Origin of the sequence: Mesorhizobium sp. (assembly GCF_004962925.1) — a bacterium.
Classification (GTDB): domain Bacteria; phylum Pseudomonadota; class Alphaproteobacteria; order Rhizobiales; family Rhizobiaceae; genus Mesorhizobium.
In genome coordinates this window covers 13,663-33,587 of record NZ_SUEO01000017.1, presented here as the reverse complement: position 1 = coordinate 33,587, position 19,925 = coordinate 13,663, and the positions used below count along the sequence as shown (strand labels likewise).

Below are 19,925 nucleotides of genomic sequence, written 5' to 3'. Positions count from 1 at the left end.
CGAAGCAAACAGCGTCGCCAGCAGCGCGCATTGATCATCAAAGCGGGCCTTGGCGATGGCTCCATCGCCGGCTTCGCCTTCGAAGCCGTTGTTCCACGACAGGTTCTCGTTGTGGCCATCTCTGTTCTGCTCGCCATTGGCCTCGTTATGCTTATGCTCGTAGGCAACGATATCGGCCAGCGCCATGCCGTCATGCGCAGCGATGAAGTTGACGCTGCGGCTTGTTCGCTCTCCCGCTTTGGCAAAGACATCGGACGAGCCGGCGAGCCGCGTCGCCAGCCATGCCGCGATCGCCACGCCAGAAGCGGCGGATATCGTCGCGATATCTGTCGTTCCACTCGAGGAAAGGCGGCGGGAAATTGCCGAGCTGATAGCCGTCCGGCCCGATGTCCCAAGGCTCGGCGATCAGCACCCTGTCGCCAAGATCCGGGTCGTTCCGAACAGCTCTCAGCAGCGGCGCATCGGTGTCGAAAACGCCCTCGACTCGCCCAAGAATGGGCGCCAGATCGAAACGGAAACCGTCGACACCGGCATGGCGGACAAAATGACGAAGTGTGTCGAGGACCATTTCCTGGACGACCGGATGATCGCAAGCGACCGTATTGCCGGTGCCGGTGTCGTTGACCAAGCTGCAGTCCGGCCAATGCCGGTAGTAGGCGCGGCTGTCGAGGCCGCGCAGCGACAGCGTCGGTCCAAACCTGTCGCTTTCGCCGGTGTGGTTGAAGACCAAGTCGAGGATGACACCGATGCCGGCCTCACGCAGTACGGCGACCGTCTGCCGCAATTCCGCGAGACCGCCGGGCGCGAGGCGCGGATCGAGAGCCATGAAGGTCACGGGATTGTAGCCCCAGGCGTTGCGGAGCCCGAGTGGCGGCAGATGTCGTTCGTCGATCGACGCGGTCACCGGCATCAATTCGACCGTGCCGACTCCGAGTTTTTTCAAGTGCTCGACGATGGCCGGATGGGCAAGGGCGGCAATCGTGCCGCGCTGCTGCTTTGGGATGTCCGGATGCAGCATGGTGAAGGCTCGCACCGGCACTTCGTAGACCAGTCCACCGGGGCGGAACAGCGGCGGCAAAGCAGCCAGCGGCTCTGGCAAGGCGCCGGCGATCGCCTTTGGTAGCAGCGCGGCGGTGTCGCCCCCCTCGCCCCGGCGAGCGGCGAGCCGGTCGTCATAGGCATAAGGCCTGTCGATCTCGACGGCATAGGGGTCGACGAGCAACTTGTCGGGATCGAACCAGAGCCCTTGCTCGGGCGCATAGTCGCCATCGGCGCGAAAGCCGTATTGGGTGCCGGCAGTGAGGCCGGTAACGAAAAGCGCGTGAACGCCCTCGCCTTCCGACCGGAGTTCGAGTCGGTCGACTTCGCGGTTTCCCCGTTCGTCAAAGATCGAGACCCAGAGCCGGCTGGCCGCAGACGACCATGCGGCAAAACGAATGCCGCCTTGCCCGACAAGTCCGCCAAATCGCGGCCGATAACCGGCCGGCATTCCAGATGGCATCAGGTGATGACGCTCGGTTTGACGCGGCCGGTATGGCTGCGAATCCCGGCGATATCATCGGCTGCCGCAATCAGATCGGCAAGCGCCTCCTGGGTGTCGAGTTCGTGCCGAGACTTGTCCGGCTCGTAGCGCTCGATGTAGACGCGCAGCGTCGCGCCCGAGGTGCCGGTGCCGGACAGACGGAAGACGACGCGCGATCCGCCTTCGAACAGCACCCTGATCCCCTGGTTCTTGGCTATCGAGCCATCGACCGGATCGTGGTAGGCGAAATCGTCGGCGCTGGCGATCTTCATGCCGCGCACGCTGGTGCCGGGCAACGAAGCGAGCTTGGCGCGCAATTCGTCGACCAGCGCGTCGGCGCGGTCGGTCTCGACCTCTTCATAGTCATGGCGCGAATAGTAGTTGCGGCCATAGGTCGCCCAGTGCTCGGTGACGATCTGCTTGGCGCTTTCGCCGCGGGCAGCAAGGATATTGAGCCACAAAAGCACGGCCCACAGCCCGTCCTTTTCGCGGACATGGTTGGAGCCAGTTCCGGCACTTTCCTCGCCGCAGATCGTCGCCATGCCGGCGTCGAGAAGGTTGCCGAAGAATTTCCAGCCGGTCGGCGTTTCATAGATGCCGATACCGAGCTTTTCAGCGACGCGGTCGGCCGCACCGCTGGTCGGCATCGAGCGGGCGATGCCTTTCAGGCCGCCCTTGTAGCCCGGCGCCAGATGGGCGTTGGCGGCGAGCATGGCCACGGAATCCGACGGGGTGACGAAAATGCCCTTGCCGATGATCAAGTTGCGGTCGCCGTCACCGTCGGAAGCGGCGCCGAAATCCGGCGCATCCGGTCCCATCATCTCGTCATAGAGGTGTTTGGCGTGAACCAGATTGGGATCGGGATGGTGGCCGCCGAAATCCGGCAGGGGAATGAAATTACGGGCGGTGCCGTTCAGCGCGCCGAGACGGTTTTCCAGGATCTCCTTGGCGTAGGGACCGGTCACGGCATGCATGGCGTCGAAGCGCATGCGAAAACCCGATTTGAACAACGCGCGCAAGGCATCGAAATCGAACAGGCTTTCCATCAGCTCGGCATAATCGGCGACCGGGTCGATCACCTCGACCGTCATGCCGCCCGCCTCGACGGTAGCGATTGTGTCGATGTCGACGGTTTCGATGTCGGCGATCTTGAAGCTGGAGATCACCTTGGTCTTGGCGAAGATCGCGTCGGTCAGCTTTTCCGGCGCCGGGCCGCCATTGCCGGCATTGTATTTGATGCCGAAGTCCTCGTGCGGGCCGCCCGGATTGTGGCTGGCCGACAGGATGATGCCGCCGAAGGTCTTGTATTTGCGGATGACATTCGAAGCCGCCGGCGTCGACAGGATGCCGCCCTGCCCGACCATCACCTTGCCGAAGCCGTTTGCTGCCGCCATGGCGATAGCCTTCTGGATGACCTCGCGGTTGTAGAAGCGGCCGTCGCCGCCAATCACCAGCGTCTTGCCCTTGAAACCATCCAGCGCATCGAAGATCGACTGGATGAAGTTCTCGGCATAGTGCTCCTGCTGGAACACCGGTACCTTCTTGCGCAGCCCGGAGGTGCCGGGCTTCTGGTCGAGATACGGTTTGGTGGCGACGGTTCGTATCATGTTTCAGGCAACCCTTTTCGAAAGCAGCAAGCGATAGAGTTCAACGTATTTTTCTGCGCTTTTGTCCCATGACACGTCGGCCTTCATGCCTTGCCGCTGCATCGACGTCCAGACCGTGGGGTTGGCGTGCGCCTCGACCAGCCGGCGGATGGCGTGGAGCAAGGCGCCGGCATCTGCGGGCGCAAATTGGAAACCGGTCGCCACACCGGCCGAGACCGCCGCTTCATTGGCGTCGATGATCGTGTCAGCGAGGCCGCCGGTGCGGGCGACGACCGGCACGCAGCCATAGCGCAGGCCATAAAGCTGCGTCAGCCCGCAAGGCTCGAAGCGCGACGGGATGACGATGGCGTCACAGCCGCCCTGCATGGTGTGGGAAAGGCCCTCGTCGTAACCGATGACGACGCCGATGCGACCGCGGTGGCGGGCCGCGGCGGCCAGCAGCGCACCTTCGAGGCCGGCATCGCCAGATCCCAGGATCGCCAGGCGCGCACCCCTCGCAACGATCCCGTCAACGACCGCCGCCAATATATCCATGCCCTTCTGCCAGGTGAGCCGGCTGATGACGCACACGATCGGACTATCGTCGCGATCGAGGTCGAAACGATCCTCGACGGCGGTCCGGTTGGGGTGCCGCGCCTTCAAAGTCTTGGCAGTGTAATTGGAGACCAGATGCTTGTCGGTGGCCGGGTCCCATATCTCGGTATCGATGCCGTTGACGATGCCATAGAGATCGACAGACCGCATGTTGACGAGGCCATCAAGGCCCATGCCGAATTCCGGCGAGCGGATTTCCTGGGCATATGTCGGGCTGACCGTGGTGATGGCCCAGGCGGCCTGCAGGCCGGCCTTGAGGAAGCCGACGCCGCCGTAATATTCGACGCCGTCGAGCGCCATGGCCGACGCCGGCAAGCCAAGCTCGCCAAAGATGCCGGCGCCGAACCGGCCCTGGAAAGCGAGGTTGTGGACGGTGATCATCGACGGCGTGCCGACCGCCTTGCCGTAGCGCATATAGGCCAGCGTCATCGCCGATTGCCAGTCATGGGCGTGGACGATGTCCGGCTGGTACCCCGAGATGGCGCCGCCGGCGATGTCGCCGCCGACCTGGCTCAGGGCCGCGAAACGTCGCCAATTGTCCGGCCAGTCGGCGCCGGTGGCATTGCCATAGGGACCGCCGGGACGATCGAATAGATGCGGCGCGTCGAGCACGAAAAGGTCGAGCCCGGAAATCTGCACGGCATGGACCGACGCTTTGCCGCCCTGCAGCTGCGAGTATTGGTGAACGGCCTTTTTCTTCTTGAAGGCATCCATGATCTGGGGATAGCCGGGAACGAGCGTGCGCATCGTCACGCCATTGCCGGCGAGCGCGATGGGCAACGCGCCGGTCACGTCGGCAAGCCCGCCAGTCTTGATCAGAGGGAATATTTCGGGCGTGACCGACAGAACCTGCATCCACTACAACCCCAGTTTGTCGATCATGGCCTGCGTGACGAGGCAGATGCCCTTTTCGGAAACGCGGAAGCGCTTGGCGTCGAGAACCGGATTCTCGCCGACCACGAGCCCCTCGGGTATCCTTACACCGTGATCGATGACCACGCGCTTCAACCTTGCGTTCCGGCCGACATGGCAGTCGGGCAGCATGACGACTTCCTCGAGCGTCGAATAGGAATTGATGCGCGCGCCGGTGAAGATCAGGCTTCGCTTCAGCGACGCACCCGAGACGATGCAATCGCCCGAGACGAGCGACGACACGGCCGAGCCGCGGCGGCCATCCTCGTCATGCACGAACTTTGCCGGCGGCTTCAGCTCGGCATAGGTCCAGATCGGCCAGTCGCGGTCGTAGAGGTCGAGCTCCGGCGTGATGTCGGTGAGGTCGATATTGGCTTCCCAATAGGCGTCGACCGTCCCGACATCGCGCCAGTAGGCCTCGTTCTCGGCGGTCGAGCGCACGCAGGATTTGGCGAAGCGATGGGCGATCGCCTTCCCATGCTCGACGACATAGGGGATGATGTCCTTGCCGAAGTCGCGGCTTGAGCCCGGTTCGGCCGCGTCGCGGCGCAATTGCTCCATCAGGAACTTGGTCTTGAACACGTAGATGCCCATCGAGGCCAGGGCGAAGTCCGGCTTGTCGGGAATGCCGGGCGGATCGGCGGGCTTCTCGATGAAGGAGATGATGGTGTCCTTGGCATCGACATGCATGACACCGAAGCCGGTCGCCTCCATGCGCGGCACTTCGAGGCAGCCGACGGTGACATCTGCACCGGCATCGACGTGCTGGCGAAGCATCAGCTCATAGTCCATCTTGTAGATGTGATCGCCGGCCAGGATGACCATGTATTCGGGCCCGTAGGCCTCGATGATGTCGATGTTCTGGTACACGGCATCGGCCGTGCCCTCATACCATTGCGTTTCCGACACGCGTTGGCTGGCCGGCAGGATGTCGAAGCTCTCGTTGCGCTCGGGCCGCAGGAAGTTCCAGCCGCGCTGCAGGTGGCGGATCAGCGAATGCGCCTTGTATTGCGTGGCGACGCCGAGACGGCGGATGCCGGAATTGAGCGCATTGGAGAGCGCGAAATCGATGATGCGCGTCTTGCCGCCGAAATAGACCGCCGGCTTGGCACGCCGGTCGGTCAACTCCCTGAGGCGGCTGCCGCGGCCGCCGGCCAGCACATAGGCCATGGCATCGCGCGCCAGCGGCTGGGTTCGTTTTATCTCTGCCATTTTATCCTCCCAAGTTACTCGCGCGAGACATCGCTCATTCCGAAGCAAATTCGAGCATGATCGTCGACAGCGGCGGTAACAGCATCGTCGCCGAGATGCTTCCTCCTTCCGCCCGAGCCTCGACGGCGCCGCCGTTGCCCTTGCCGGAGCCGCCATAGTCGGAGGCGTCCGTGTTGATGATCTCGCGCCATTTTCCCGCAGTCGGCAACGGCACGCGATAATTGTCGCGCGGCACGGGCGTGAAATTGGAGATGACGGCGACCGGATTTCCGCCCGGCGCACTGCGCAGCCAGGCAAAGACGGAGTTCGCGCTGTCGTCGACGATCAGCCAGGAAAAGCCCTCCGGCTCGCAGTCGCGTGCATGCAGCGCCGGGCGCGAACGGTAAAGGTAGTTGAGATCGCGCACCGTTTGCCGGACGCCACGGTGAAGCCGGAAATCGAGCAGGTTCCAGTCGAGCGCGCGCGCCTCGCTCCATTCGCGGCGCTGGGCGAATTCCTGTCCCATGAACAACAGCTTCTTGCCGGGGTAGCCCCACATGAAGGCGTAGTAGGCGCGCAGCGTCGCGAATTTCTGCCAGTCGTCGCCGGCCATCTTGCCGAGCAGCGTACCCTTGCCGTGCACGACCTCGTCATGGGAGAGCGGCAGCACGAAATTCTCGGAGAAGGCGTAGACCAAGCCGAAGGTGATATCGTTGTGGTGATGCTTGCGAAAAATCGGCTCCTTGGAAAAATACTCCAGCGTGTCGTGCATGAAGCCCATGTTCCACTTGAAGCCGAAACCCAGTCCGCCCTCATGCACCGGCTGCGAAACCTTCGGCCATGAGGTCGATTCCTCGGCAATCGTCATCACTCCCGGATGATGGCCATAGACCTCCTTGTTCATCCTCTGGAGGAAGCTGACCGCCTCGAGGTTCTCGCGCCCGCCCTTTTCGTTGGGAATCCATTCGCCGGCCTTGCGTGAATAATCGAGGTAGAGCATCGAGGCGACGGCATCGACGCGCAAACCGTCGACGTGGTATTTCTCGGCCCAAAACAGCGCATTGTTGACAAGGAACGAGACCACCTCGCGCCGGCCGAAATTGTAGATCGCGGTGTTCCAGTCTGGATGGAAGCCCTTGCGCGGGTCGGCATGCTCATAGAGCGCGGTGCCGTCGAAATTGGCCAGGCCATGCGCGTCCACCGGGAAATGTGCCGGCACCCAGTCGAGGATGACGCCGATGCCGGCGCGGTGGGCACCGTCGACGAAACGGGCAAAGCCGTCCGGATCTCCGAAACGGGCCGACGGAGCGTAGAGGCCTGTCGTCTGGTAGCCCCAGGACGGGTCATAGGGATGTTCGGAGATCGGCATGAATTCGATATGGGTGAAACCCGTGTCGACGACGTAGGGGATCAGCCTATCGGCGAGTTCGTCCCACGACAGGAAGCTGCCGTCGTCGTGAAGCTGCCAAGAGCCGGCATGGACCTCATAGATCGACACCGCCTCGCGCCTGGGGTCGGTGTTGCGCCAGAAATTGCGGTGCGCCTCGTCACCCCATTGATGCGCCGGCGGAAGCGCCGTCACCGAAGCGGTGGCCGGGCGCAGTTCGGATCTGAAGGCAAACGGGTCAGCCTTCAGCGGCAGCCTCACGCCATCGGGCCCGATGATCTCGTATTTGTAGGGCCGGCCGGCGCCGATGTCGGGAATGAACAACTCCCAGATGCCGGTGTCGCGGCGGACGCGCATCGTATGCCTGCGGCCGTCCCATTCGTTGAAGTCGCCGACCACCGAAACGCGCCTTGCGTTGGGCGCCCAGACGGCGAAATGCACGCCGGACGCACCCTCGTGGTCGATGAGATGCGCACCGAGCTTGTCGAACAGCCTCAGATGCGAACCCTCGGCGATGTAATAGTCGTCCAGCGGACCGAGCACCGGACCGAACGAATAGGGATCGGTCAGCCACCAGTCGCCGCCGGCATTGCGCGCATGGTAGCGCAGAGGCTGGCGCTTTTTGAGCGACAGCCTGCCTTCGAAGAAGCCGCCTTCGTCCCGCCTGGAGAGGTCGCCCGCTTTCTTGCCGGTCAGCGTATAGGCAGTGACGAACTCGGCATGAGGGACGAAGCAGCGGGCGACGAAGCCCTTGTCAACCTCGTGCACACCGAGGACACCGAAAGGGTCACCATGCGTGCCGGCGACAATCGCCGCGACATCACCAGCTGACGCCAGTCCATCCGGCCCGCTTGTCGCAGCGGTCGCGCGCGGCTTCCTCATCAGGCAGTGACCCTCCCCGGGGACCACGTTGTTCGTGGCCTCATGCAATCATATCAGACGGGCACGTTCCAGATTTCTTTCGCATATTGGCGGATCGTGCGGTCGGACGAGAACCAGCCGACGCGGGCGACATTGCGGATTGCCTTGGCGTACCAATCCGGGCTGTTGCGCCAGACGGCGTCGACGTCGCGCTGGGTGGCGGCGTAGGCATCGAAATCCGCCGCGACCATGAACCAGTCGCTCTGATAGAGGCCGTTCATCAGGTCGCGATAGCGTTCCGGATCGTCAGGCGAAAAGACGCCCGACGAAACGGCAGCCACCGCCTGCGCCAGTTCGGAAGAGGCTTCGATTACCGATCGCGGATCGTAGCCGTTGCTGCGCCGCTCGGCGACCTCAGCGGTGGTCAGGCCGAAGATGAAGATGTTGTCGTCGCCGACGCACTCCTTGATCTCGACATTGGCGCCGTCCAGCGTGCCGATGGTCAGCGCACCGTTCAGCGCGAATTTCATATTGCCGGTGCCGGAGGCTTCCATGCCGGCGGTCGAGATCTGCTCCGAAAGGTCGGCGGCCGGCATCATGATCTCGGCCAGGCTGACATTGTAGTTCGGCACGAACACCACTTTCAGCAAGCCGCGAACGGCCGGGTCGCGATTGATGACCTTGGCGACGTCGTTGGCGAGTTTGATGATCAGCTTGGCGTTGTGATAGCTGGGCGCCGCCTTGCCGCCGAAGAACTTGACGCGGGGCATCCAGTCGCGCTCCGGATGGGAGCGGATCTGGTCGTAGAGCGCAATCGCTTCGAGGATGTTCAGGAGCTGGCGCTTGTATTCGTGGATGCGCTTGATCTGGATGTCGAACAGCGCCGAGGGATCGACCTTGATGCCGAGGCGGTCGGCGACGAGATTGGCCAGCCTGACCTTGTTCGCCCGCTTGACGGCCGCGAACTTGTCGCGGAAGGCGGCGTCGTCGGCAAAGGCATCGAGCTCCTTGATCGCGTCGATGTCGTCGAGGAAGCGATCGCCGATCGCCTCGCGGGTGAGCGCGGTAAGACCGGGATTGCACTGGATCAGCCAGCGCCGCGGCGTGATGCCGTTGGTCTTGTTGTTGATGCGGTCTGGGTAAAGCTTGTGAAGGTCGGCAAACACCGTTTCCTTCATCAGCTCGGTGTGAAGGGCAGAGACGCCGTTGATCGAGTGCGAGCCGACAAAGGCCAGATTGCCCATGCGCACCCGGCGGTCGCCGTTTTCCTGGATCAGCGAGATGCGACCGATCTGCTCATCCGAGAACTGGTCGGAGGCGCGCGCCTCCAACAGCACTTCAGCGTTGATGGCGTAGACGATTTGCATATGGCGCGGCAAAAGCCGCTCGAACAGCGGCACCGGCCAGCTTTCGAGCGCCTCGGGAAGCAGCGTGTGGTTGGTATAGCCGAAAGTGCGCTTGGTGATGCTCCAGGCCTGGTCGAAGTCCATGCCATGGACGTCCATCAGCAGGCGCATCAACTCGGGCACCGCGATGGCCGGATGAGTGTCGTTCAGATGGATCGCCGCCTTGTCGGGCAGCGACTGCAGGTCGCCATACTGGCTGAGATGACGCTGGATGATGTCCTGCAGCGAGGCGGTCGAGAAGAAATACTCCTGTCTTAGCCGCAGCTCCTGACCGGCCTTGTGGGAATCGGCGGGGTAAAGAACGCGCGACAAGGCATCGGCCTTGTTGCTTTCGGCGAGCGCACCGATGTGGTCGCCGGCGTTGAATTTATCAAGCAGGATCGGATCGATCGGCATGCCGGACCAGAGCCGCAGCGTGTTGACGCGGTTGGCCCGCCAACCGACCACCGGCGTATCGTAGGCAACCGCCAGAACATGTTCGATCGGCTTCCAGACATGGCGCTCAAGCCTGCCGTCCTTCGAGGTGATCGATTCAACCGCGCCGCCGAAACCGACCTCGAAGGAGCGTTCGCGCCGTTCGAACTCCCAGGGGTTGCCGTGATCGAGCCAGGTCTCGGGCAGCTCGACCTGCCAGCCGTCATGGATTTCCTGACGAAACATGCCGTTGGCGTAGCGAATGCCATAGCCATGCGCGGGGATGTCGACGGTTGCCATGCTTTCCATGAAGCAGGCGGCGAGCCGACCGAGACCGCCATTGCCAAGCGCTGCGTCCGGCTCGAGGGCCGCGATGAGGTCGAGGTCGACGCCGAGAGACCGTAGCGCCTCGCGCATATTGTCCATCAGGCCGAGATTGGAGAAGGCATCGCGCATCAGGCGGCCAATGAGAAATTCCAGCGACAAATAGTAGACGCGCTTTTCCTGCTGGGCATAGGCCTCTTGCGTCGCCTGCATCCAGTGATCGACGATGCGATCGCGCACGACTTTGATCGAAGCGGTGAGCCAGTCGTATTGCGTGGCGACTGCGGTGCCCTTGCCGACCCTGTATTTGAGGGCCTTGAGGACTTCGTCAGCGAGCGTCTTGGGATCTGGGGTTTCAAGAATGGGAGCTTTGGATGCCATCGCGTGCGTCATGTCGCCTCTCGTGCGGTTGCCATGATCATACTGGCTTTCACCATTCCTCCCAGCCCATGCTAGCGCATATTTTGTTGTACGTTCAATCGAGTTAGATTGCCGCGGGGCAGCTTACCCTGCGGCAGTTTTAGCAACTTGGAGCGCGTCGCGTATGGGCGGCTTCAGCGATGCGTGCATGTCGTTATCCCAAAACCGCTGCGCACTTTCGGGCGACATGCATCAGGCCGCCAGCGCCGCCTCCGGTGGAAGCTTCGCTCCGGTCATGAAGGCGACGGCGTCGGACATCGTATATTGCTTGGGATCGATGACACAGAGGCGACGGCCCAGCCGATGGATGTGAATGCGGTCGGCCACCTCAAAGACATGCGGCATGTTGTGCGAGATCAGCACGATCGGCAGGCCGCGCTTCTTCACGTCGAGGATCAGTTCGAGCACGCGGCGGCTCTCCTTGACGCCTAACGCCGCTGTCGGCTCATCCATGATGACCATCTTCGAGCCGAAGGCGGCGGCGCGCGCCACCGCCACGCCCTGGCGTTGGCCGCCCGAGAGCGTTTCCACGGCCTGGCTGATGTTCTGGATGGTCATCAGGCCAAGTTCGGTGAGCTTGTCGCGGGCGCGCTTTTCCATTGCCGGCCGGTCGAGCATGCGCAGCCAATCGCCCAGAAAACCCTGTTTGCGGATCTCGCGCCCGAGGAACATGTTGTCGGCGATCGACAGCGCCGGCGACAGCGCCAGGTTCTGGTAGACGGTTTCGATACCGGCTTCACGGGCTTCGATAGGCGACTTGAAGAGCACCTGCTTGCGGTCCAACTCGATGATCCCCTCGTCCGGAATCACGGCGCCAGAGATCGCCTTGATGAGCGTCGATTTGCCTGCGCCGTTGTCGCCGATCACGGCCAGGATTTCTCCCGGATAGAGATCGAAGTCGCAGTTGTTCAGCGCGGTGACGCGGCCATAGCGCTTGACGAGGCCGCGCGCGGTGAGGATGGGCTCCTGGGTCATGGTTACACCGAAACCTTTCTGATCCACTGGTCGATCGCCACGGCGCCGATGATCAGCACACCGGTGAGCAGCACTTTCCATTGCGGATCGGCGCCCAGCATGTTGAGGCCCATCGAAACGACGCCGACGATCATCGCGCCGAACAGCGTGCCCAGAATCGAGCCGCGTCCGCCGAAGAGGGAAATGCCGCCGATCACCGTCGCGGTTATCGCCTGCAAATTGTAGTCGGTGACGGCGGCGGACGGCGAGATCGAGCCGTTGCGGCCGATGGAGACCCAGGCAGCGAAAGCTGCGATCAGCCCGGCAAGGGTGTAGACCGAGATCAGCACCTTCTTGGTCTGGATACCCGACAGCTTGGCCGCCTCAGGATCGTCGCCGACGGCGTAGACATGACGGCCCCATGCCGTGTGATTGAGCACGTACCACAGGATCAGCACCAGCACGACCATGGCAATGACGCCGATTGTCAGCACCGCTGTGCCGATCTTGAAGTTCAGGCCAAACAGATGGAGCAGCGGCGCCTGGACGTCGACGTCGGCGTCGCGGATCGTCTCATTGGCCGAATAGATGAAGTTCGTGGCCATGACGATGTTCCAGGTGCCGAGCGTGACGATGAAGGGCGGCAGCTTCATGTAGGCGACCAGCAGCCCATTGAGCAGCCCGCAGGCCCCGCCGGCGGCAAGCCCGATCACCACCGCAAGCAAGGTCGGCAAGCCATAGGTGACCGCGCAATTGCCCATGATCACGGCCGAGATCACCATGATCACGCCGATTGACAGGTCGATGCCGGCTGTAAGGATGACCAGCGTCTGCGCGGCCCCGAGAATACCGACGATGGCGATCTGCTGCAGGATCAGCGTCAGCGTGTAGGACGAAAAGAACCGCCCTCCGATGGTGACGCCGAAAACAGCGATCGCCAGAACCAGCACAATCAGCGGCACCGCAGCCGGAGTGGAATGCAGGAAATGCTGGATGCGCTTGACGACCGACGTGCCGTGCTCGTCAAAAGCAGCAACGCTTGTCTCGCTGTTCGAGAGAGCCTTCTCGTATTCCTGAACCTGAGCCATGTTTCCTCCCATGGGGCTTCAGCCACGCCGACGCCCGTCCACCATTCCCGATCTGCCGCCGGATTTATTCGCGCTTGCGATAGCGCATCGTCCGCCCGGAGCGGCCGGGGATCAAGCCCCCCGGCCGATCGGTTCTTTAGCCTGTCAGACCGGCATCAGCCCCAGCACTTGGCGAGGCCTTCCTTGGTGTCGATGGACTTCACGCCGTCCGCGGGCTTGTCGGTCACGAGGTTGACGCCCGTATCGAAGAAATCCTTTCCTTCGGTCGGCTTGGGCTTCGTCCCATCCTTGGCGAAAGCCGCGATCGCTTCGATGCCGAGTGCCGCCATCTGGAGCGGATATTGCTGCGAGGTCGCCCCGATCACGCCCTCGGCGACCGACTTCACGCCGGGGCAGCCGCCGTCAACCGAGACGATCAGCACATTGCCTTCAAGGCCCACGGCCTTAAGCGCCTGGTAGGCGCCGACGGCTGCCGGCTCATTGATGGTATGGATGACATTGATGCCAGGATCCTTCTGGAGAAGGTTCTCCATCGCCTTGCGGCCGCCTTCCTCGTTGCCATTCGTGACATCGTGGCCGACGATGCGTGCATCGTCCTCATCGCCGATCTTGTTGGGATCCTTTACGTCGATGCCGTAGCCCATCATGAAGCCTTGATCGCGCAACACGTCGACCGTCGGCTGCGAGGGGGTCAGGTCGAGAAAGCCGATCTTGGCGTCCTTGGCCTTGTCGCCGAGCGTCGCGGCGGCCCATGCGCCGATCAGCTTGCCGGCCTCCAGATTGTCGGTCGCGAAGGTCGCGTCGGCGGCGTCGAGCGGATCAAGCGGCGTGTCCAGCGCGATCACCAGCAGACCGGCGTCACGTGCCTTCTTCACCGCCGGGACGATGCCCTTGGTGTCGGATGCGGTGATCAGGATGCCCTTGGCGCCGTCAGCGATGCAGCTTTCGATCGCCGCCACCTGGCTCTCGCTATCGCCGTCGATCTTGCCGGCGTAGGCTTTAAGCTCGACGCCGAGTTCCTTGGCCTTGGCGGCCGCGCCTTCCTTCATCTTGACGAAGAACGGGTTGGTGTCGGTCTTGGTGATCAGGCAGGCGCTGACATCGGCAGCGGACGCCGCCGAGGTGAACGCCATCAGACCCAGTCCGGCCGCGGCAAAAACGGTGGACTTCAATAGTGCTGTCTTGGTCACGATTTTCCTCCCAGTGGAACCATTTCGGATGCCGGCCAACCGGCATCTGCACAAGCATCCAGACGACTTCTCCCGGCGTGGACGCCTGGCCCAACAGAACACCAGGCCGAGGTTTCTGTCAATAATTAAATCACTCTTATTTATTATTGACAGCAGTGCATCGTTCACCCATTCTGGCCCAAAAGCGTTGCGGGGAAACGACGGGAGGAACAGGGGTGGAGACCGGCATTACCAGGCACGGTTCGCCCGAGGCAGCCGAAAGCCGCATTCATCGCGGCACCAACCAGAGTGGCATGCGAGACCACAATGAGCGGCTGGTGCTGTCGCTGGTGCGTCAGCACGGCAGCCTGGCCAAGTCCGACATTGCGCGCATGACCGGACTTTCGGCCCAGACGGTTTCGGTCATCATGCGTGAGCTCGAGGTGGACAAGCTCCTTGTCCGCCAGGCGCCGTTGCGCGGCAAGATCGGGCAACCCTCCATTCCGATGGCGCTCAATCCCGATGGCACCTATTTCATCGGCTTGAAGATCGGCCGTCGCAGCGCCGAACTCGTGCTGATCGACTTTCTCGGCAATGTGCGTGCGATGCTGCAGCATTCCTACCGCTATCCGGCACCGCGCGAGACGGTCGAATTTGTCACCTCCGGGATGAAGACGATGCGCGGTGAGCTCACCCCGGCGCAGGACAAGCGCATTGCCGGGCTCGGCATCGCCATGCCGTTCGAACTGTGGAACTGGGCCGATACGGCGGGCGCCCCGCACGACGTCATGGACGAATGGCGCCACCGCGACATCCGCGCCGACATCCAGGCGCAGTGCGAATTCCCGGTCTATCTGCAAAATGATGCCACCTCGGCTTGCGGCGCCGAACTGGTGTTCGGCAAGGCGGGTGCGGCGCGCGACTTCGTCTATTTCTATATCGGTGCCTTTGCCGGTGGCGGCATCGTGCTGAACGGTCACCTTTTTGGTGGGCCGACCGGCAATGCCGGCGCGCTGGGTTCGATGCCGGTGCCCGGACCGGACGGCAAGCCGACCCAATTGATCGGCGTGGCGTCGATCGCCATGCTGGAAAAGGCGCTCAACGCGCGAGGTGTCGAGGCCTCGCATCTATGGACGTCACCGGAGGATTGGGGCGAGATCGGCGTCGAGCTCGACGACTGGATCGCTTGCTCCTCGCAAGCGCTCGCCTATGCCATTGTGGCGGCGTCCTCGGTTATCGATTTCGAGGCAGCGGTGATCGACGGATGGATGCCGAAGGCCGTGCGGCGCCGGCTCGTCGATGCCGTTGTCGAAGCCATCGGCAACATCGACGGCGAAGGCCTGAAGCTCCCAACCGTTCGCGAGGGAACTGTTGGTATTCATGCACGTGCGCTGGGCGGCGCCAGCCTGCCGCTTTCCGAGCGCTTCCTTATCGGCTCGACGACGATTTCCAGGAGTGCCTGAGTTTGCTGATCGGAATGGTTGCAAGGTGGTTGCGCTTGCCGGCGCCGACTTCTATCTACGGGTCAGGTCCGCGCATGCGATCGTCGCGACAAACGAGCCGCGGCTCTACGCCAACATTATCATCCGCAAGGGTGTGAGCTATCCGCCGGAGAACAGCAAATCATGATCCTCTGTTGCGGCGAAGCCCTGATCGACATGCTGCCGCGTACCACGACGGAGGGCGAGCCGGCCTTTGCCCCCTATGTCGGCGGCGCGGTGTTCAACACCGCTATTGCGCTCGGCCGGCTGGGAGCACCCGCCGGTTTCTTTTCCGGCCTGTCGTCGGATCTGTTCGGCGGCCAGTTCAGGGACGCACTGGGAGAGAGCAAAGTCAGTTCCACCTATGCGCACACATCTCCCCGGCCGACCACGCTTGCCTTCGTGCGGCTGGACAACGGCCAGGCGACCTACACGTTCTATGATGAAAACACAGCTGGACGCATGCTGACCGTCGACGATCTGCCGAAACTCGGCAGCGAGATCGAAGCCATGCTGTTCGGCGCTATCAGCCTGATCTCGGAGCCGGCCGGATCGGCCTACGAGGAATTCATGCGGAGAGAGCATAAGCGCCGCGTCATGATGCTCGATCCCAACATTCGGCCCAATTTCATCCCTGACAAGGCCAAGCATCTCCGGCGCATCCGCTCGATGATGGCGATGGCCGACATCGTGAAACTGTCGGATGAGGACCTCAACTGGTTCGGCGAAGCCGGCTCGCACGAAGACGTCGTCCGCAACTGGCTGGATCGTGGCCCAACACTGATCGTCGTCACCCATGGCAGCGAAGGCGCTGCCGGCTACACCAGGGATCACAAGGTCACGGTCGTGCCGGACAAGGTCGAGGTGGTCGATACGGTCGGCGCCGGCGACACGTTCAACGCCGGCATCCTGGCCTCCTTGCACGAGCAAGGCCTGCTCTCGAAGGAGGCGATTGCCAATCTGCCGCAAGACGCCATCCACAAGGCGCTGACGCTCGGCGCCAAGGCTGCGGCGGTAACCGTGTCGCGAGCTGGCGCCAATCCGCCATGGCGGCACGAAATCACCTGATTGGACGGCGATGCACCCGGTTTGGCGATCACTTTATGTTTCGCCGGCCGGACGCGACGCGATATGAAGACCAACTGATGCCTGATGAAGCCCGGATTTCCGGCATCTTCAAAGGGCACCTCGGAAATCAGATGTAACAGGCTGCGACACTTGAGCAATTCGCGGTTTGGTTCGTGTAGCTTTCTCGGCTGGCGCAACTCTGATACCAGCGGCCGGTTATCTGGCTAGTACCGTTTTGAGGCCGACATGCAATTCATCGATCTTGGCGCACAGCGCGAACGAATCCGCGACAGGCTGAAAGTAGCAATCGACCGCGTCGTCGATGAGGGACGCTATATTCTGGGACCTGAGGTCACCGAATTCGAAAATAAGCTCGCCGCCTATATCGGCACCAAGCATGTCGTCGCCTGCGCCAACGGCACCGACGCGCTGCTGTTGCCGCTTTTTGCGGCCAGCATCGGCCCCGGCGATGCGGTGTTCGTGCCGAGCTTCACCTTCGCCGCCACGGCGGAAGTGGTGGCGCTGGCCAAGGCCGAGCCGGTTTTCGTCGACGTCGATCCCAATACCTACAACATCGACATCGCCAGCCTCGAGGCTGCCATCGCCATGATCAAGGAGGAAGGCCGGCTGAAGCCAAGGGCGATCATCCCTGTCGACCTGTTCGGGCTTGCCGCCGACTACGAGGCGATCATGGCGATCGCCAACCGCGAAGGGCTGATGGTTATCGAGGATGCTGCCCAGTCGATGGGCGGCTCGATCGACGGTAAGATGTGCGGTTCGTTCGGCGCGGTCGGCTCGACCAGCTTCTACCCGGCAAAGCCGCTCGGCTGCTATGGCGACGGCGGCGCGATGTTCACCAATGACGATGCGCTGGCCGAACAGCTCCGCTCATTCGCCTTCCACGGCAAGGGCGAAACCCAATATGACAACGTCCGCGTCGGCATCAATTCGCGGCTCGACACATTGCAGGCGGCGATCCTAATCGAGAAGCTGGCCATTCTCGAAGACGAGATGGTGGCCCGGCAAGCGGTTGCAAATCGTTATGCCGAAGGCCTCGGCGATATCGTCAAGGCGGCGCGCAACCTGGACGGCGGTCGTTCGGCCTGGGCGCAGTATGCCATCGAGACGCCGAAGCGCGACGGGCTCAAGGCGCATCTCGGCGAAAAGGGCATCCCCTCGGTTATCTATTACGTGAAGCCGCTGCATGCCCAGGTCGCTTATCGCGACTATCCGCGCTCACCGACCGGCCTGGCCATCTCGGAGGACCTGCCAAAGCGGATTCTCTGCCTGCCAATGCACCCCTATCTGAGCGAGGCCGATCAGAACCGGATCATCGAGACGATCCGCAACTATATCGGTTCGAATTCGGCGCATACCGCCGCGGCGTAGTCTGTAGATCGCCACCTAAACTATACGGTCGGTAGGACGCTCATCGCTACCGACGCACAAGAAAATCCAAAACGGCCTGCTGACCGCATGGCGCCTTCGAGATCACTTTTTCATCCAATTTATCTTGCAGAATCATTTTTCATGTGATTGCATCGTTTTTCAGAAGGCGTGCGCTCTGGTCAAATACAAAATTCATGAACATCCCGGATCAGCATCAATTCTCATACGCTGTTACCGTTTTTCGGGAAACCCGCCTTCCTGAGAAGGCGACACCGGCCGGCTACAGTGCCTTGATCGATGCGTACAAGCTCCCCGTGCCGTTGCCCCGTACGCTATCTGCCACCGGCGAACATCACCGCCTCATTGAGCGGGACGGCTGGCGCATCATGACGCCCCGGCACGCGCCGCATCCGACGCTTGAAGGGCACCTGACCTTCGCGCTCAAGTACGAAGGTCTCGATCTTGCGGTCTTGAAGCGGCTGTTCCAAGCGACTGGCCCGGCACCGATCGAAGCGCTCGTCCGTGAAAGCCCGACCGGCAGCTACGCCCGCCGCATCTGGTTTCTGTATGAATGGCTGACTAAGTCGCGACTTGATTTGCCTGACGCGAACGCTGGACGCTACGCTCCGGTTGTCGACCCAGACCTGCAATGGGCAGCACAGGAGCAAACTGCTCCGCGCTACCGCGTGAAGGACAACCTGCCCGGCACGGCGGATTTCTGTCCGCTGGTGTTCCGTACCAAGATCCTCGAGGAATTCGTCGTTCTCAGCCTTCCGCAGCGCGCGCGGGCGATCATCGCGGACGTGCCGCGCGACCTCCTTGCGCGGACAGCCGCCTTTCTTTTGCTCAAAGATTCGCGATCGAGCTACGCAATCGAGGGTGTGCGGCCGCCGCAGGACCGCATCCAGCGCTGGGGCCGCGCCATCGGTGAGGCCGGCCGTCAGCCGATCGATCGCGATGAGTTGTTGCGCCTGCAGAGAATTGTTCTGGCAGATGCCCGATTTGTGAAGCTTGGCTTCCGGCAAGAGGGCGGCTTCGTCGGCGAGCATGACCGTGACAACCGCATGCCGCTACCTGATCATATCAGCGCCCGGCCCGAGGACTTGGCGTCGCTGATCGATGGAATGGTTGCTTTCGACCGCAACCGCGCGCAGGGACTCGATGCGGTGATCGCTGCAGCGATCCTCGCCTTCGGCTTTGTCTATATCCACCCGTTCGAAGATGGAAACGGCCGCATTCACCGCTACCTGATCCATCACGTGCTTGCAGCGCGCGGCTTCAATCCGCCCGGGGTCGTGTTCCCCGTTTCGGCTGCGATTCTGGAGCAGATCAACCAGTACCGGCGGGTGCTTGAGAGTTATTCGCAGCGCCTGCTACCGCTGATCGAGTGGGAACCCACGCCCCAATTCAATGTCCGCGTTCTGAACGACACCGGAGATTTCTATCGCTTCTTCGACGCAACGCCCCACGCCGAATTCCTCTACGCCTGCGTTCGGAGAACGATCGAGCAGGATCTTCCTGATGAAACCGCTTTCCTGCGTCGCTACGATCAGTTCCGCCGGCAGGTCGACACTTTCATCGACATGCCTGAACTCCTGACCGATCTGCTCTTCCGCTTCCTTCACCAGAACGGCGGCCGCTTTTCGAACCGCGCCCGCGAAAAGGAATTCGCCGCGCTGACGGATGGCGAAGCAGAACGGATCGAGGCGATCTACCAGCAGACCTTCGGCTCCGAATAGATCCTGCTGCCGAAGCTTTTGAGGAAGCGGCCTGCCCATTGCAGGGCCAGCGACGCTACAATCGTCAGATTAGCCCGACTGCCTTGCCACTGGCGATGAAATGCGGATTGGCGAAGTCCTCGTCATCACTCTGGTTGCGCTTACCGTAGGCCAGCGGTTTGCCGTCAAGGGCGCGCGTCATGCCGCCGGCGGCGCGCAGCACCGCGTCGCCGGCCGCGGTGTCCCATTCCATGGTGCGGCCGAAGCGCGGATAGACATCGGCCTCGGCGCCGGCGACAAGACAGAATTTCAGCGACGAGCCGACCGAGACGATCTCGGCAGCCCCCATCGTGCGGATATAGGCTTCGGTCTCCGGCGTATTGTGGGACCGGCTGGCGACGATGGTCAGTGGCGCGACAC

Annotated in this window: 13 protein-coding genes and 2 pseudogenes; 5 read left to right on the top strand and 10 right to left on the bottom strand. The window is 62.3% G+C overall.

Features of this window, described 5'->3' with window-relative positions; genetic code table 11:
* The 9 genes and pseudogenes from E5W87_RS06365 to E5W87_RS06325 form a co-directional block, all read right to left on the bottom strand.
* Positions 1 to 1,501 (bottom strand): annotated as a pseudogene (locus E5W87_RS06365) (glycogen-debranching protein); the annotation flags it as partial.
* On the bottom strand, positions 1,501 to 3,129 hold the full coding sequence (locus tag E5W87_RS06360; RefSeq protein WP_292395071.1) for an alpha-D-glucose phosphate-specific phosphoglucomutase: 1,629 nt from the start codon (positions 3,127 to 3,129) through the stop codon (positions 1,501 to 1,503). The pseudogene E5W87_RS06365 and the gene E5W87_RS06360, both read right to left, overlap by 1 nt.
* A gap of 3 nt (positions 3,130 to 3,132) precedes the next feature.
* On the bottom strand, positions 3,133 to 4,578 hold the full coding sequence (glgA, locus tag E5W87_RS06355; protein ID WP_292395069.1) for a glycogen synthase GlgA: 1,446 nt from the start codon (positions 4,576 to 4,578) through the stop codon (positions 3,133 to 3,135).
* A gap of 3 nt (positions 4,579 to 4,581) precedes the next feature.
* On the bottom strand, positions 4,582 to 5,847 hold the full coding sequence (glgC, locus tag E5W87_RS06350) for a glucose-1-phosphate adenylyltransferase (protein WP_292395067.1): 1,266 nt from the start codon (positions 5,845 to 5,847) through the stop codon (positions 4,582 to 4,584).
* Positions 5,848 to 5,881: 34 nt separating this feature from the next.
* The gene (glgB, locus tag E5W87_RS06345; protein WP_292395065.1) at positions 5,882 to 8,095 is read right to left on the bottom strand and encodes a 1,4-alpha-glucan branching protein GlgB; all 2,214 of its coding nucleotides are present in this window, start codon (positions 8,093 to 8,095) and stop codon (positions 5,882 to 5,884) included.
* Between the two features lie 53 nt (positions 8,096 to 8,148).
* Positions 8,149 to 10,611 (bottom strand): glycogen/starch/alpha-glucan phosphorylase, encoded by a 2,463-nt coding sequence (locus E5W87_RS06340; protein ID WP_292395063.1) that lies wholly within the window; start codon positions 10,609 to 10,611, stop codon positions 8,149 to 8,151.
* Positions 10,612 to 10,830: 219 nt separating this feature from the next.
* Positions 10,831 to 11,613 carry an ATP-binding cassette domain-containing protein gene (locus E5W87_RS06335; RefSeq protein ID WP_292395061.1) on the bottom strand — a complete coding sequence of 261 codons (783 nt, stop codon included), beginning with the start codon at positions 11,611 to 11,613 and terminating at the stop codon, positions 10,831 to 10,833.
* Between the two features lie 2 nt (positions 11,614 to 11,615).
* The gene (locus tag E5W87_RS06330; RefSeq protein ID WP_292395059.1) at positions 11,616 to 12,680 is read right to left on the bottom strand and encodes an ABC transporter permease; all 1,065 of its coding nucleotides are present in this window, start codon (positions 12,678 to 12,680) and stop codon (positions 11,616 to 11,618) included.
* Positions 12,681 to 12,835: 155 nt separating this feature from the next.
* Positions 12,836 to 13,813 carry a sugar ABC transporter substrate-binding protein gene (locus E5W87_RS06325; RefSeq protein ID WP_292395094.1) on the bottom strand — a complete coding sequence of 326 codons (978 nt, stop codon included), beginning with the start codon at positions 13,811 to 13,813 and terminating at the stop codon, positions 12,836 to 12,838.
* 272 nt (positions 13,814 to 14,085) lie between these two features.
* Here E5W87_RS06325 and E5W87_RS06320 point away from each other — a divergent pair, with 272 nt between their 5' ends.
* The 5 genes and pseudogenes from E5W87_RS06320 to E5W87_RS06300 all read left to right on the top strand — a co-directional run bounded on the left by E5W87_RS06320 (position 14,086) and on the right by E5W87_RS06300 (position 19,526).
* Complete coding sequence (locus E5W87_RS06320; protein WP_292395057.1) at positions 14,086 to 15,312, top strand: ROK family transcriptional regulator; 1,227 nt, start codon at positions 14,086 to 14,088, stop codon at positions 15,310 to 15,312.
* Between the two features lie 22 nt (positions 15,313 to 15,334).
* Positions 15,335 to 15,478, top strand: a pseudogene (locus tag E5W87_RS06315) (RbsD/FucU domain-containing protein); the annotation flags it as partial.
* Positions 15,475 to 16,398, top strand: coding sequence for a carbohydrate kinase (locus E5W87_RS06310; RefSeq protein ID WP_292395055.1), 924 nt, complete (start codon positions 15,475 to 15,477; stop codon positions 16,396 to 16,398). The pseudogene E5W87_RS06315 and the gene E5W87_RS06310, both read left to right, overlap by 4 nt.
* Positions 16,399 to 16,644: 246 nt before the next feature.
* Positions 16,645 to 17,787: a DegT/DnrJ/EryC1/StrS aminotransferase family protein gene (locus E5W87_RS06305; protein WP_292395053.1), complete on the top strand. Its 1,143-nt coding sequence runs from the start codon at positions 16,645 to 16,647 to the stop codon at positions 17,785 to 17,787.
* Positions 17,788 to 17,981: 194 nt separating this feature from the next.
* Positions 17,982 to 19,526, top strand: coding sequence for a Fic family protein (locus tag E5W87_RS06300; RefSeq protein WP_292395051.1), 1,545 nt, complete (start codon positions 17,982 to 17,984; stop codon positions 19,524 to 19,526).
* Positions 19,527 to 19,590: 64 nt separating this feature from the next.
* On the opposite strand, the gene E5W87_RS06295 is transcribed toward E5W87_RS06300, so the two are convergent.
* Positions 19,591 to 19,925, bottom strand: a 335-nt coding sequence (locus E5W87_RS06295) for an inositol monophosphatase family protein (RefSeq protein WP_292395049.1), incomplete at its 5' end; no start/stop codon positions are given.